The following is a 14,899-nucleotide window of genomic DNA, read 5'->3' as shown; positions in this document are numbered from 1 at the left end:
GTGGATAACCTCGACGATGAGGTTATCCACAGATCATGCCAATCACATCTCTAACGCCTCAGTACCAGCGAGCTTCACCCGGCGGACGTTTCTTGAAGCGCTTCATGCTCCACATGTACTGGCTCGGATACGCCGCGACATAACGCTCGACGACTTTGCTCATGGCGGCGCAGGACGTCTCGGTATCGGTGCTGTACATCGCTTCCGGCGCGGCTTCAAGGATCACTTTGTAGCCGGAACCGTCGGGCAGGCGCAGCGCATGCAGGAACACGCCGACGGCTTTGCCACCGGCCAGCATGTTCGGCACGAACTTGCTCGTCAGCGCCTGCGTGGCGAAGAACGGCACGAAGATTCCGGCGGATTCGGCCGGTTCCGGGTCAGCCGGAATGCCCACTGCACCACCCTTGCGCACTTCCTTGATGACACTGAGGATGCCTTCCTTGGTCGACGCGGCAACTTTGTTGCCCAGTTGCACGCGTTGCTTGCGCAGCAATTCATCCACAGCCTTCAACTTTGGCGGACGGTAGAAAATGATCGGTTTGCACTGGCTGCAATAGAAGTGGTTGAGCACTTCCCAGTTGCCCAGGTGGCTGGTGATGCCGACAACGCCTTTGCCCGAAGCCAATGCGTCCTTGAGGATGTCGAGGCCTTCGACTTCGCGCACCAGATCGATGGAACGCTGCGCCGGCCAGATCCACGCGCAGGCGCTTTCGGTCAGGGACTTGCCGATGTCTTTGAGACTCTGACCGACCAGACGCTCACGTTCGGCCGGGTCCATCTGTGGAAAACATTTGGCGAGATTGATCCGCACCACGTCGCGGGAACGGTTGGGGGTTTTCCACATGATCCAGCCAATCGCCGAACCCACGGCCTGCACGGCCCGCCATGGCAACAGGGCAAACAGCCGCAGAGCGCCTACCAGCAAGGCGCCTTTAAACTTTTCCACAGGTCACTCCTGATCTTTGTGCTGTGCGCGAGGCGGGCATTCTAACCGCCGTTGGCGAGCTGCGCGTAGCGGTCGCAATCCTGCGTGTGATCCATGACCATGCCCGAGGCCTGCATCAACGCGTAGCAAATGGTCGGTCCGACGAACGTAAACCCGGCCTTTTTCAGGCCTTTGCTCATCGCCAGCGCTTCGGGGGTGATCGCCGGGACTTCGCTGCGATCCTTGAAATGATTGATGATCGGTTGGTCCCCGACAAACGACCAAAGAAACGCCACCGGGTCCTCCAGCGCCAGCCAGGCCTGGGCATTGCGCCGGGCGGCATTGAGTTTGAGGCGGTTACGGATGATGCCGGGGTCAAGCATCAATTCGTCGATTTCGGCGTCGCTCATCTGCGCCACGCGCTGCACGTCGAAGCCGAACAACACCTCGCGATAACGCTCGCGTTTGCGCAATACGGTGATCCAGGACAGCCCGGCCTGGAACCCTTCGAGCAAAAGCAACTCGAACAAACCCTGCGCATCGCGTAGCGGCGTGCCCCACTCCTGATCGTGATAAGCCATGTACAACGGATCTTCGGTACACCAAAAGCAGCGTGGCATAAGGCTCCAGGGGGCGTGCGCAGCAACGAATCGGGTATACTCCCGCTCTTTAAATCGCAGCCCAAGAAACAGGTGAATTTCGTGAGCCAGCCTACGCCAGCCGTGCGTACCTTCCAAGACTTGATCCTCGCGCTCCAGCAATACTGGGCCGAGCAAGGTTGTGTGGTACTTCAGCCCTACGATATGGAAGTAGGCGCCGGCACTTTCCACACTGCGACCTTCCTGCGCGCCATTGGCCCGGAAACCTGGAACGCCGCTTACGTGCAGCCAAGCCGCCGTCCGACTGATGGCCGTTACGGCGAAAACCCGAACCGTCTGCAGCACTACTATCAGTTTCAGGTCGTCCTGAAGCCGAACCCGGACAACTTCCAGGAACTGTACCTGGGCTCCCTCAAGCACGTCGGTCTGGACCCGCTGGTCCACGACATTCGCTTCGTCGAAGACAACTGGGAATCGCCGACCCTCGGCGCCTGGGGTCTGGGCTGGGAAGTCTGGCTCAACGGCATGGAAGTGACTCAGTTCACTTACTTCCAGCAAGCGGGCGGTATCGAGTGCTACCCGGTGACCGGCGAGATCACCTACGGTCTCGAGCGTCTGGCCATGTACCTGCAAGGCGTGGATTCGGTTTACGACCTGGTCTGGGCTGACGGCCCGATGGGCAAAGTGACTTACGGCGACGTGTTCCACCAGAACGAAGTGGAGCAGTCCACTTACAACTTCGAACACGCCAACGTCGACAAGCTGTTCGAACTGTTCGACTTCTATGAAGGCGAAGCCAAGCGCCTGATCGAGCTCGACCAGCCGCTGCCGTTGCCGAGCTACGAAATGGTGTTGAAGGCTTCGCACACCTTCAACCTGCTGGATGCGCGCCGGGCGATCTCGGTGACCGCGCGTCAGCAATACATTCTGCGCGTTCGCACCCTGGCGCGTTCCGTCGCCCAAGCCTACCTGCTGGCCCGCGCCAAGCTGGGCTTCCCGATGGCGACCCCGGACCTGCGTGACGAAGTACTGGCCAAGCTGGAGGCTGCACAATGAGTGCGCAAGATTTTCTGGTTGAACTGGGCACCGAAGAACTGCCACCCAAAGCCCTGAACACTTTGGCTGACGCGTTCCTCGCCGGTATCGACAAGGGCCTGCAAGCCGCCGGCCTGAGCTATGAGAGCAAAACCGTCTACGCGGCGCCGCGTCGTCTGGCTGTGCTGATTACTGCGCTGGCTACCCAGCAGCCGGATCGCAGCATCAACCTCGACGGCCCGCCACGTCAGGCGGCGTTCGACGCTGAAGGCAATCCGACGCAGGCAGCTCTTGGTTTTGCCAAGAAGTGCGGCGTCGAGCTGAGCGAAATCGACCAGAGCGGTCCGAAACTGCGCTACAGCCAGAGCATCGCCGGCAAACCGACCGCGAGCTTGCTGCCGACCATCGTCGAAGATTCGCTGAACGACTTGCCGATCCCGAAACGCATGCGTTGGGGTGCGCGTAAAGAAGAATTCGTGCGTCCGACCCAGTGGCTGGTGATGCTGCTCGGTGACCAGATCATCGACTGCACCATCCTCGCGCAGAAGGCTGGCCGTGACTCCCGTGGCCACCGCTTCCATCACCCGGAAAGCGTGCGCATCGGTTCGCCGTCGAGCTACCTGGCCGACCTGCGTGCTGCCTACGTTCTGGCTGACGCCAACGAGCGTCGCGAGATCATCAGCAAGCGCACCGAAGAGCTGGCCACCCGTCAGGAAGGCACAGCGATCGTTCCGCCGGCACTGCTCGACGAAGTGACCGCGCTGGTTGAATGGCCGGTGCCGCTGGTGTGCTCGTTCGAGGAACGCTTCCTCGACGTGCCGCAAGAAGCGCTGATCACCACCATGCAGGACAACCAGAAGTACTTCTGCCTATTGGATGCCGACGGCAAGTTGCTGCCACGTTTCATTACTGTGGCCAACATTGAGAGCAAAGATCCGCAGCAGATCATCGCCGGTAACGAGAAAGTGGTTCGCCCACGTCTGACCGACGCCGAGTTCTTCTTCAAGCAAGACAAGAAGCAGAAGCTCGAAGTGTTCAACGATCGCCTGAAAAACGTGGTCTTCCAGGAAAAACTCGGCAGCGTCTATGACAAGGCCGAGCGCGTATCGAAACTGGCGGCGTACATCGCCGCACGCATCGGCGGCAACGCTTCGTGGGCGGCCCGTGCAGGCTTGCTGTCGAAGTGCGATCTGGCCACCGAAATGGTCGGCGAGTTCCCGGAGATGCAAGGTGTCGCCGGCTACTACTACGCCCTCAATGACGGCGAGCCGGAAGACGTCGCGCTGGCGCTGAACGAGCAGTACATGCCGCGCGGTGCCGGTGCTGAACTGCCGGCGACCCTGACCGGTGCGGCCGTCGCTATCGCGGACAAGCTTGACACTCTGGTCGGCATCTTCGGTATCGGCATGCTGCCAACCGGCAGCAAAGACCCGTATGCCCTGCGCCGTGCGGCACTCGGCGTGCTTCGCATTCTGATCGAGAAACAACTGGATCTGGACCTGAACGACGCCGTGGCTTTCGCCGTGAATGCGTTCGGTGCCAAGGTCAAGGCTGCCGGCCTCGACGAGTCGGTGCTTGAGTTCATCTTCGATCGTCTGCGTGCGCGTTACGAAGACGAAGGCGTCGATGTGGCCACTTACCTGTCGGTACGTGCCCTGAAGCCGGGTTCGGCGCTGGACTTCGACCAGCGTGTGCAAGCGGTTCAAGCCTTCCGCAAACTGCCGGAAGCCGCAGCACTGGCGGCGGTGAACAAGCGTGTTTCGAACTTGCTGAGCAAGGTTGAAGGCTCGGTGCCGACCGTGGTTGAGGCCAAGTACTTCGACAACGCCAACGAGTTCTCGCTGTACTCGGCGATCCAGCAGGCCGATCAGGCTGTGCAGCCAATGGCGGCGGCGCGTCAGTACAACGAATCGCTGGCACGCCTGGCGGCATTGCGTGAGCCGGTCGACGCGTTCTTCGACGCGGTGATGGTCAATGCCGAAGACGCCAAGGTTCGGGCCAACCGTTACGCGCTGCTGGCGCGTCTGCGTGGCTTGTTCCTCGGTGTTGCCGACATCTCGCTGCTGGGTTGAGGGATTGCTGTTGAAACTGCTGATTCTCGATCGGGACGGAGTGATCAATTACGACTCCGACGCTTACATCAAGTCGGTGGAGGAGTGGATTCCTTTGCCCGGTTCGATCGAGGCGATTGCGCAGTTGAGCAAGGCCGGCTGGACGGTGGCTGTCGCCACCAACCAGTCGGGCATTGCTCGCGGCTACTACGACCTCGCTACCCTCGACGCCATGCACGCGCGCCTGCGCGAGTTGGTGGCGGAGCAGGGCGGTGAAGTCGGGCTGATCGTTTACTGCCCGCATGGGCCGGATGAAGGCTGCGATTGCCGCAAGCCGAAACCGGGCATGTTGAAAACCATCGCCGAGCATTACAACGTGGCGCTGACGAATGTCTGGTTCGTCGGCGACAGCCTTGGTGACCTGGAGGCCGCCAAAGCCGTCGATTCACAGCCAGTTTTGGTAAAGACCGGGAAAGGCGAAAAGACTCAGGGCAAAACCCTGCCGGTTGGCACTCTGATTTTTGACGATCTGGCGGCGATTGCCGCAGAACTTATCCACAACTAGAGTACTTCTGAAATTCCTGACCAGGGATTGATCGGGAGTGCGCTTGAACAGACGGGCATTGCCCCGTAACGGTAAACGTCGCCATGTCGATACTGCGGGCCTTCAGAATTTTCCTTTTTTATCTGCTGCTGGGCACCACGTCCTTGCTGTGGTGCAGCCTGAGCTTTTTCATCGCGCCCTTTCTGCCATTCAAGGCGCGCTATCGTTTTATCAACGTGTACTGGTGCCGTTGCGCCTTGTGGTTGACCAAGGTGTTCCTCGGTATCCGTTACGAAATCAAAGGCGCGGAAAACGTGCCTGACCGGCCCTGCGTGATTCAGTCGAACCACCAGAGCACTTGGGAGACGTTTTTTCTCTCCGCCTATTTCTCGCCTCTGAGCCAGGTGCTCAAGCGCGAATTGCTTTACGTGCCGTTCTTCGGCTGGGCCATGGCCATGCTGCGGCCGATTGCCATTGATCGCGACAACCCGAAAGCGGCGCTGAAACAAGTCGCTGCAAAGGGTGATGAACTGCTCAAGGACAACGTTTGGGTGCTGATCTTTCCGGAAGGTACGCGCGTTCCTTTTGGCACTGTCGGCAAGTTCTCGCGCAGTGGCAGCGCATTGGCAGTAAATGCGGCGCTTCCGGTCCTGCCGATTGCACACAATGCGGGCAAGTTCTGGCCGAAAGTCGGCTGGGGCAAGATGTCCGGAGTGATCACGGTGGTCATTGGTGAACCGATGTTCGCCGAAGGCACTGGCCCGCGTGCTATCGCCGAGCTGAACGACCGGGTGCAGGCCTGGAACGAGAAGACCCAGCGCGAAATGGGTTCACTGCCACCGGCCCCGCAAGCGCCGGCTGCGAGTGATCAGTTGGCTGTCTGAGATTTTGTGGATAACCTGTGTACGGTTTTGTTGAAAATGCCTGAATATTGATCTTAAGTAATTGATTTACTTATATATTTCTCAAGATCATAAAACACCGTAAAAGGTGCATAAGTTTTTTTCGGAAGTAAAAAAACCGGCTGATATAGCCGGTTTTTTTGTGCCTTATCAATCAGCGATCAAAGGCAACTCAAGCACGAACGTTGTGCCTTGATCGACCACGCTAAAGCACTCGATCCGGCCGCCATGATGATCGATCACGGCTTTAACCATCGACAATCCAAGGCCAACACCATCGATGCCGTGAGCCGAAGAAAAGCGCCGATACTGGGTGAACAAATCGGGGAGTTCTTCGGCGGCAATGCCTTTGCCCTGATCCCTAATCTCGCAGCGTAGCCATTCGTTGTGGCAAGTGACGCGCAGCTCAATCGCGGTATCGGCCGGGCTGTACTTGATGGCGTTTTCCAGCAAATTGAACAGTGCGCGGGTCAGCAATCCCTGGTCGGCCAGCACCAGCCGCTCCTGGGATTGCTCGTCCATGTCGTGGAGCAACTCGATACGTTGTTGTTGGGCGATGGGCAATGCCTGGTCCACCACGTCGAGGACCAGCATCGCAAACAGACTGGGCTGGAACTGATAGGCCTCGGATTCCGCCCGCGCCAACAGCACGAAGCCATCAGTCAAGGAAAGCGCGCGGCGCACCTGACGTTCAATCTGCTCGAACAGCGGAGAATCCGCGCCAGCCTGATGGCGGTGAACATCGAGCAGAGCGAGGATAGCCGAATGCGGCGCGCGCAGATCGTGGGACAGGAAGCGCAGTAAAACGCCACGTTGTTCCTCTGCGGCGCGTTCAGCGCTGAGGTCGGTCAGGCTCAGCAACCAACCGATTGGCGTGTCACCGTCCACCGGCAACAACGCGGCACGCTCCAGGCGCAGGCTGCGTTCCTTATGATCGCGAAACTCCAGCAGTGGCAGGGCGGACAATGTTGGGCGCGGCGCTGCCGACAACTCGGGATAACCGAGCTGTGCCAGTTGATCGAGAACATCGTCGCCCACCAGCGCCTGATCGAACAGAAGGCGAGCCTTGCGATTGCCCAACAGTATCCGTCCCTTGGGGTCACTGATCAGTGTGGCAACGGGCAAATACTCCAGACCGTCCGCGATGAACCGCCGGGTATCGCGGGTGCGGCTCATGGCTTGTTCGAGTGCCATGATTTGGCCCTGCAAGCGATCAGCGCCGGTAAATTGCGTGCGGCGGCGCTCGGGAAACACTTTCGGTTCGCTGTCGAGCCGCGCCAATTCCCAGCCGAAGTACGTCAGCACCACGCTGAGCCGGCGCCAGTTCCAGATCAGATAGCCAAACAGCATCCCCAGCACCGCTGGCGTCGGCGACCACCATAAGCGCATTTGCGCCAGGCCGGCGCTGGTAATCAACACGCACGCCATGCCAATCAGTGTCATCCAAAGTGCCAGACGCGGCCGCCACAGCAGTAGGCCCAGCACGCAAGCCACCATGCCCACCGAGAGTAGGGCACCCGCTGCCGGAGAAGCATCGGGCAAGTTTATCTGCGCGCGATAAGACAATAGGGCAGTCAGCGGCAACAGCACTAGACTTATCCACAACCACTCACGCACCAACTGGCGAAACAGTCGCTGCACCTGGCTCGGCTCGCGGCTTTCGTGCCGTCTGCGGTCATTCATGGGAAAAAGGGGTAGGGCGGGTGAATGGTTTCATAGGTCACAGGTCTGAGACATGACCCGAAGAATCATAGCGGACGTCGACCAACGGCGGGCTGCTTCCTTTCATAGCGATGGCCGAGCGACTAAGGTTGACGACCAACTGCCCCAGCAACAAGGAACCACCGCGTATGCGCGTTGCGATACTGGACGACGAACCCGCCGAGCTGCGCCGGGTCGAGCAGACCTTGCAACAGATGGCCGAGGTCGGAGAACAGCCATGGTCGCTGCACAGCTTCGAGCGCGGTGAAGACTTGCTGCGACAGCTGCGCCGGGAAACCTTCGATCTGCTGGTCCTCGACTGGCAACTGCCAGATCTCTCCGGACTGGCGTTGCTGCGCTGGACCCGCGAACACATGGAAGCGCCGCCTGCGGCGATCATGCTCACCAGCCGCGATGGCGAAAGCGATATCGTCCAGGCCCTCAACGCCGGCGCCGACGACTACGTCAGCAAACCGTTCCGGCCCAATGAACTGAAAGCCCGGGTCGCCGCAGTGCTGCGCCGGCACAGCCAGCCACGCACACCTGCTGCCGAAGTACTCACCTTCAATGACCTGACCTTCGACGATGCCGAATTGACCGTCACCCGTGAGGGCATACCGATCGTCATGACTGAGCGCGAGTATCGGCTGGCTCGGTGCCTGTTCAGCAATTTAGGGCGACCGCTGTCGCGCGATTACCTGTATGAGCGATTTTGGCCACATGAGGAAGTAGCCTCCTCAAGACCGCTGGATACGCATATCTATCGGTTGCGTAACAAGCTGGGGCTGACGGCGGATCGCGGTTGGCAGTTGCTGACGATTTACGGGTATGGGTATCGGTTGGAGAGTGTGACTTCAGCGGGCGAGTAAATAGCGGGTAATAAAAAAGGCCAACGCAATGCGTTGGCCTTTTTCGTTGGAGCCGCCGACCGGGATCAGAAATCCAGGTTGGATACCGCCAACGCATTGCTCTCGATGAACTCACGGCGAGGTTCGACCGCATCACCCATGAGGGTGTTGAAGATCTGGTCTGCGCCAATGGCGTCTTCGATGGTGACTTTCAGCATGCGACGCACGCTTGGGTCCATGGTGGTTTCCCACAGCTGATCCGGGTTCATCTCGCCCAGACCTTTGTATCGCTGAATGGTATGACGCTTGGTGCTTTCGGCCATCAGCCAGTCCAAAGCTTCCTTGAACTCGGTGACCGCTTTCTTGCGCTCGCCACGCTGGATGTACGCGCCTTCGTCGAGCAGGGTGCTCAGTTGAGCGCCGAGGGTGACGACGGTTTTGTAGTCGTTGCTGCCGAAGAAGTCGCGGTTGAAGGTGACGTAGTTCGACAGACCGTGGGAGATCAGTTCGACCTCTGGCAGCCACACGCCACGTTCACGATCTTCACGCAGGCTGGCCTTGTAGACCAGACCGGACTTCTCGTTGGTGCGCAGACGGACTTCGTACTGAGCCAGCCAATCTTGCATCGCTGCATGATCACCAAGCGTTTCCAGGCTGACGGCCGGCAGGTAGATGAAGTGTTCGGTCAGTTCCTGTGGGTACAGGCGTGACAGACGCTTGAGGGTCTTCATCACCATGCGGAAGTCATTCACCAGACGTTCCAGCGCTTCACCGGAAATGCCCGGGGCTTCGTCGTTCAGGTGCAGGCTCGCATCTTCCAGGGCCGACTGCGTCATGTACTCTTCCATGGCGTCGTCGTCTTTGATGTATTGCTCTTGCTTGCCTTTCTTGACCTTGTACAACGGCGGCTGGGCGATGTAGATGTAGCCGCGCTCGATCAGCTCTGGCAACTGACGGAAGAAGAAGGTCAGCAGCAGGGTACGGATGTGCGAACCGTCGACGTCAGCATCGGTCATGATGATGATGTTGTGATAACGCAGCTTGTCGATGTTGTACTCGTCGCGACCGATGCCACAGCCCAGTGCGGTGATCAGGGTGCCCACTTCCTGGGACGAGATCATCTTGTCGAAACGTGCTTTCTCGACGTTGAGGATCTTGCCCTTGAGCGGCAGGATGGCCTGGGTCTTGCGGTTACGTCCCTGCTTGGCAGAGCCGCCCGCGGAGTCACCTTCCACGAGGTACAGTTCGGACAGCGCAGGATCTTTTTCCTGGCAGTCAGCGAGCTTGCCCGGCAGGCCGGCGATGTCCAGCGCACCTTTGCGGCGGGTCATCTCACGGGCCTTGCGCGCGGCTTCACGGGCACGGGCGGCATCGATCATCTTGCCGACGACCAGCTTGGCTTCGTTAGGGTTCTCCAAGAGGAAGTCGGAGAAGTACTTGCCCATCTCCTGCTCGACCGCGGTCTTCACTTCGGAAGACACCAGCTTGTCTTTGGTCTGGGAGCTGAACTTCGGATCCGGCACTTTCACCGAGATGATCGCGGTCAGACCTTCACGGGCATCGTCACCGGTGGTGGCGACTTTGTGCTTCTTCGCCAGACCTTCCTGCTCGATGTAGTTGTTCAGGTTACGCGTCAGTGCCGAACGGAAGCCCACCAGGTGGGTACCGCCGTCGCGCTGCGGAATGTTGTTGGTGAAGCACAACAGGTTCTCGTTGAAGCTGTCGTTCCACTGCAGGGCGATTTCCACGCCGATGCCGTCTTCACGCTGGATGTTGAAGTGGAACACCTGGTTGACCGCAGTCTTGTTGGTGTTCAGGTATTCAACGAACGCACGCAGACCACCTTCGTACTTGAACAGCTCTTCCTTGCCGCTGCGCTCGTCCTTGAGGACGATGCCGACACCGGAGTTAAGGAAGGACAGTTCACGAATGCGCTTGGCCAGGATGTCCCAGCTGAAGTGGATATTCTTGAAGGTGTCAGCCGATGGCTTGAAGTGAATCTGGGTGCCGGTGGTTTCGCTGTCGCCAACGATGGCCATCGGTGCCTGAGGTACGCCGTGGATGTAGGTCTGTTCCCAGATCTTGCCGCTGCGGCGAACGGTCAGTACCAGCTCTTCGGACAACGCGTTCACTACCGACACACCTACACCGTGCAGACCGCCGGATACCTTGTAGGAGTTATCGTCGAACTTACCGCCAGCGTGGAGGACGGTCATGATGACCTCGGCGGCGGAAACGCCTTCCTCTTTGTGCACGTCTACCGGGATGCCACGGCCGTTATCTTTAACGGTGATGGACTCATCCGGGTGGATAATGATGCTGATGTCGTCGCAGTGGCCAGCGAGGGCTTCGTCGATCGAGTTGTCGACCACTTCGAACACCATGTGATGCAGACCGCTGCCATCGTCGGTGTCACCAATGTACATACCGGGACGTTTGCGTACGGCATCCAGGCCTTTCAGCACTTTAATGCTCGTTGAGTCGTACGTATTTTCTTCGCTCAATGCCTTCACTCCCGATGGTCGTGGGTCTGGGTGATACGGCCCTGTTCCACGTGGAACAAAGCGACTGGCGTTTCCGTCTGCCAGCCTTCCCTCAATAATTCGTGATCTACACAGGTGATAAACACCTGGCAGCGTAAGTCTTCCAGCAAACGGCACAGCGCACGGCGGTGGCTCTCGTCCAGTTCGGACGGCAAGTCATCCACAAGATAAATACACTGACCGCGTCGGGCCTGGCTCACCAGATGCCCTTGGGCAATCCGCAAGGCACAGACCACCAGCTTCTGCTGACCCCGGGACAAGATGTCCGCGGCGTTGTGTGCGCCCAATCTAAGACGCAAATCAGCTCGTTGTGGCCCAGCCTGGGTGTGACCCATCTGCTGATCCCGTTGCAGGGATCCGGCAAGTACGGCACTCAATTCGCGGTCTTTGTCCCAGCCTCGGTAATAGCTCAGCGTCAAACCTTCAAGCTCAACCAGTTCGCTCAAGGTTTGTTCAAAGACTGGTTTCAAGGCTTTGATGTAAGCGCGGCGGTATTCATCGATTTCAGCGCTGGCCTGGCACAGTTCCCTGTCCCAAACCGCTTGCGAAACGGCGTCAAGTGTACCATGCCGCAGCCAAGAGTTTCTCTGGCGCAGGGCCTTCTGCAAGCGCTGCCAAGTGGCCATGAACCTTGGTTCGACATGGAACACACCCCAGTCGAGAAATTGCCGGCGAATCTTCGGCGCGCCTTCCAGCAGACGGAAGCTGTCCGGATTGATCAACTGTAGCGGCAGAATCTCCGCTAGCTGTGCGGCGCTACGAGCGTTCTGGCCGTCAATGCGGATCTGGAACTCGCCCTGACGGTCGCGCGATATCCCCAACGCACTGTGCCCACCCTCGGCCAATTCGACCTGACCGAACACGGTGCAGGCGAGTTGCTCGTACTGAATGACCGGCAACAACCGCGTGCTACGAAACGAACGGGCAAGCCCCAGCAGATGAATGGCTTCCAGAACACTGGTTTTGCCGCTGCCGTTGGCGCCGTAAAGAATATTGATGCGGGGGGAGGGGGAGAAGGTCACCGGGTGCAGATTGCGCACCGCGGTGACCGAGACGCGACTTAGCGACATCTAGAGTCCGCTGATTACAGACGCATCGGCATAACAACATAAGCCGAGTCGTCATTGTCGGACTCTTGCACCAGCGCACTGCTGTTGGAGTCGGACAGGATCAGGCGAACCTGCTCGGTGGTCATCACGCCCAGCACGTCGAGCAAGTAGCTCACGTTGAAGCCGATTTCCAGGGAGCCACCGTTGTATTCAACACCTACTTCTTCTTCCGCTTCTTCCTGCTCCGGGTTGTTGGCCTGGATCTTCAACTGACCGCTTGCCAGTTGCAGACGGATGCCACGGTACTTCTCGTTGGACAGAATCGCAGTACGGCTGAACGCTTCACGCAGCGCCTGACGATCGCCAAGCACCAGCTTGTCGCCGCCCTTCGGCAGAACGCGCTCGTAGTCAGGGAATTTGCCGTCGACCAGTTTGGAGGTGAAAGTGAATTCGCCGGTGGTCGCGCGGATGTGGTGCTGACCCAGGACGATGCTGACATTACCGTCCGGCTCGGTGAGCAGACGCGCCAGCTCGAGAATACCTTTGCGCGGTACGATCACCTGGTGGCGATCCGGCTGACCGATATCGGCCTTCATCGAGCACATCGCCAGACGGTGACCATCGGTGGCCACTGCGCGGATGATGCCTTCCGAGACTTCCAGCAGCATGCCGTTGAGGTAGTAGCGCACGTCCTGCTGGGCCATGGCGAAGCTGGTGCGTTCGATCAGACGACGCAGTTTGCTTTGCTCCAGGCTGCAAGTCAGCGAGCCTGGGCCTTCTTCCACAGTCGGGAAATCGTTGGCCGGCAGGGTCGACAGTGTGAAGCGGCTACGGCCAGCCTTTACCACCAGCTTCTGCTCGTCGACCTTGATGTCGATCAGCGCATCGTTGGGCAGGCTCTTGCAGATGTCCATCAGCTTGCGCGCAGGCACGGTGATGGAACCTGTTTCAGCCGGCTCCTCAAGTTGCACACGACCGACCAGCTCGACCTCGAGGTCGGTACCGGTCAGCGACAATTGCTGGCCTTCGACAACCAGCAGCACGTTTGAGAGTACCGGCAAGGTCTGTCGGCGCTCGACGACGCCTGCGACCAGTTGCAGGGGTTTCAACAGGGCTTCGCGTTGAATGGTGAAATGCATGGTCTAGTCCCTTGCCTTAATAAGCTGCGCTGGTGTTCATCAAGTGGTCAGTGTACGCAGCAGGTTCTTGTAGTCCTCGCGGATGTCCGCGTCGGATTCCTTAAGTTCGTTGATCTTGCGGCAGGCGTGCAAAACAGTCGTGTGGTCGCGACCGCCAAACACATCGCCGATTTCCGGCAGGCTGTGGTTGGTCAGTTCCTTGGACAACGCCATGGCGACCTGACGCGGACGAGCGACCGAGCGCGAACGGCGCTTGGACAGCAGGTCGGAGATCTTGATCTTGTAGTACTCGGCGACAGTGCGCTGAATGTTATCCACAGAGACCAGTTTGTCCTGCAACGCCAACAAGTCTTTCAGGGATTCGCGAATCAACTCGATGGTGATGTCGCGGCCCATGAAGTGCGAGTGGGCGATCACGCGTTTCAGCGCGCCTTCCAGCTCACGGACGTTGGAGCGAATGCGCTGGGCAATGAAGAACGCCGCATCGTGTGGCAAGTCGACTTTGGCCTGGTCGGCCTTCTTCATCAAGATCGCTACGCGGGTTTCCAGCTCCGGCGGCTCGACGGCAACCGTCAGGCCCCAGCCGAAGCGGGATTTGAGGCGCTCTTCAAGGCCTTCGATTTCTTTCGGATAGCGGTCACTGGTGAGAATGACCTGCTGACCACCTTCAAGCAGGGCGTTGAAGGTGTGGAAAAACTCTTCCTGGGAACGCTCTTTGCGGGCGAAGAACTGAATGTCGTCGATCAGCAAAGCATCCACCGAACGGTAGAAACGCTTGAACTCATTGATTGCGTTCAGTTGCAGCGCCTTGACCATGTCGGCCACGAAACGCTCGGAATGCAGGTACACGACCTTGGCATTCGGGTTCTTCTTTAATAGATGGTTACCCACCGCGTGCATCAAGTGGGTTTTACCCAAGCCAACGCCACCATAAAGGAAGAGTGGGTTGTAGCCATGCTTGGGATTGTCCGCCACTTGCCAGGCCGCCGCGCGAGCGAGCTGGTTGGATTTACCTTCGACGAAATTCTCAAAGGTGAATGTGCGGTTCAGGTAACTGGTGTGCTTAAGCGCGCCTTCGACCTGCACGGTGCGCTGTTCGGCGCGCACCGGGGCCTGTTGCGAGGCGGCACCGGCCATCGGGTCGAAGCTGTCGCGAGATGGCTCTTCGCTGACTTCAGCGGTTTTCTGCGTGGAACGCTTGGCCGGAGCAGGCGCCGGGGCTGGCGCTGGCGTGTTCGCTGGCGCGGCATTGGCCTGAGCCTGGGAAGCTTGAGCAGCGGCCAACGGAGCATTCGGTGCTGCACGCGGCGCCGAGCTGCGCTTGCTGCCTATTAATAAGGAAAGCGCAGGCGCCATGCCGTTGCCGTGCTCATCCAGCAGTTCGAGGACGCGTCCCAGGTACTTTTCGTTGACCCAGTCCAGCACGAAACGGTTCGGTGCGTAGACGCGCAACTCGTCGCCTTCGGCTTCGACCTGTAGTGGACGGATCCAGGTGTTGAATTGTTGGGCAGGCAGCTCCTCGCGCAAAAGCTCCACGCACTGCTGCCAAAGTTCCACTGACAC

General features: G+C 59.0%; 12 protein-coding genes. 5 read left to right on the top strand and 7 right to left on the bottom strand.

Translation table 11 applies throughout. The features are described from left to right. Positions 1-58: 58 nt before the first annotated feature. Positions 59-946, bottom strand: a complete 888-nt coding sequence (locus ACA043_RS00060; RefSeq protein WP_305440626.1) for a lysophospholipid acyltransferase — start codon at positions 944-946, stop codon at positions 59-61. A 41-nt stretch (positions 947-987) separates the two neighbouring features. Next, the gene (locus tag ACA043_RS00055) at positions 988-1,545 is read right to left on the bottom strand and encodes a DNA-3-methyladenine glycosylase I (RefSeq protein ID WP_034152197.1); all 558 of its coding nucleotides are present in this window, start codon (positions 1,543-1,545) and stop codon (positions 988-990) included. A gap of 81 nt (positions 1,546-1,626) precedes the next feature. Between ACA043_RS00055 and glyQ the strand changes: the two genes are divergently transcribed. From glyQ to ACA043_RS00035, 4 genes are all read left to right on the top strand, one after another. Further along, the gene (gene glyQ / locus ACA043_RS00050) at positions 1,627-2,580 is read left to right on the top strand and encodes a glycine--tRNA ligase subunit alpha (RefSeq protein WP_034152298.1); all 954 of its coding nucleotides are present in this window, start codon (positions 1,627-1,629) and stop codon (positions 2,578-2,580) included. Next, the gene (gene glyS / locus ACA043_RS00045; protein ID WP_497658386.1) at positions 2,577-4,631 is read left to right on the top strand and encodes a glycine--tRNA ligase subunit beta; all 2,055 of its coding nucleotides are present in this window, start codon (positions 2,577-2,579) and stop codon (positions 4,629-4,631) included. Before glyQ ends, glyS begins: the two co-directional genes overlap by 4 nt. 4 nt (positions 4,632-4,635) lie before the next feature. Continuing rightward, positions 4,636-5,175 carry a D-glycero-beta-D-manno-heptose 1,7-bisphosphate 7-phosphatase gene (gene gmhB / locus ACA043_RS00040; RefSeq protein ID WP_305440623.1) on the top strand — a complete coding sequence of 180 codons (540 nt, stop codon included), beginning with the start codon at positions 4,636-4,638 and terminating at the stop codon, positions 5,173-5,175. An 83-nt stretch (positions 5,176-5,258) separates the two neighbouring features. Continuing rightward, complete coding sequence (locus ACA043_RS00035) at positions 5,259-6,038, top strand: lysophospholipid acyltransferase family protein (protein ID WP_401272136.1); 780 nt, start codon at positions 5,259-5,261, stop codon at positions 6,036-6,038. 168 nt (positions 6,039-6,206) lie between these two features. On the opposite strand, the gene ACA043_RS00030 is transcribed toward ACA043_RS00035, so the two are convergent. Beyond that, positions 6,207-7,739, bottom strand: a complete 1,533-nt coding sequence (locus ACA043_RS00030) for a sensor histidine kinase (RefSeq protein WP_401272135.1) — start codon at positions 7,737-7,739, stop codon at positions 6,207-6,209. A 167-nt stretch (positions 7,740-7,906) separates the two neighbouring features. Here ACA043_RS00030 and ACA043_RS00025 point away from each other — a divergent pair, with 167 nt between their 5' ends. Then, positions 7,907-8,626 carry a response regulator transcription factor gene (locus ACA043_RS00025; protein ID WP_187677238.1) on the top strand — a complete coding sequence of 240 codons (720 nt, stop codon included), beginning with the start codon at positions 7,907-7,909 and terminating at the stop codon, positions 8,624-8,626. A gap of 65 nt (positions 8,627-8,691) precedes the next feature. On the opposite strand, the gene gyrB is transcribed toward ACA043_RS00025, so the two are convergent. From gyrB to dnaA, 4 genes are read right to left on the bottom strand one after another with little or no spacing between them, the layout of a single operon-like run. Then, positions 8,692-11,109 carry a DNA topoisomerase (ATP-hydrolyzing) subunit B gene (gene gyrB / locus ACA043_RS00020; protein ID WP_187677237.1) on the bottom strand — a complete coding sequence of 806 codons (2,418 nt, stop codon included), beginning with the start codon at positions 11,107-11,109 and terminating at the stop codon, positions 8,692-8,694. A 5-nt stretch (positions 11,110-11,114) separates the two neighbouring features. Next, positions 11,115-12,218: a DNA replication/repair protein RecF gene (gene recF, locus ACA043_RS00015; RefSeq protein WP_007911886.1), complete on the bottom strand. Its 1,104-nt coding sequence runs from the start codon at positions 12,216-12,218 to the stop codon at positions 11,115-11,117. Positions 12,219-12,232: 14 nt separating this feature from the next. Continuing rightward, a complete protein-coding gene (gene dnaN / locus ACA043_RS00010) occupies positions 12,233-13,336 on the bottom strand; it encodes a DNA polymerase III subunit beta (RefSeq protein WP_007911887.1) in 1,104 nt (367 codons plus the stop codon). A gap of 39 nt (positions 13,337-13,375) precedes the next feature. Then, positions 13,376-14,899: a chromosomal replication initiator protein DnaA gene (gene dnaA, locus ACA043_RS00005; protein WP_187677235.1), complete on the bottom strand. Its 1,524-nt coding sequence runs from the start codon at positions 14,897-14,899 to the stop codon at positions 13,376-13,378.

Source organism: Pseudomonas sp. LBUM1648 (genome assembly GCF_059716145.1).
Note: the sequence above shows the minus strand (reverse complement) of the source record. Positions and strands in the feature narration are given on the sequence as shown.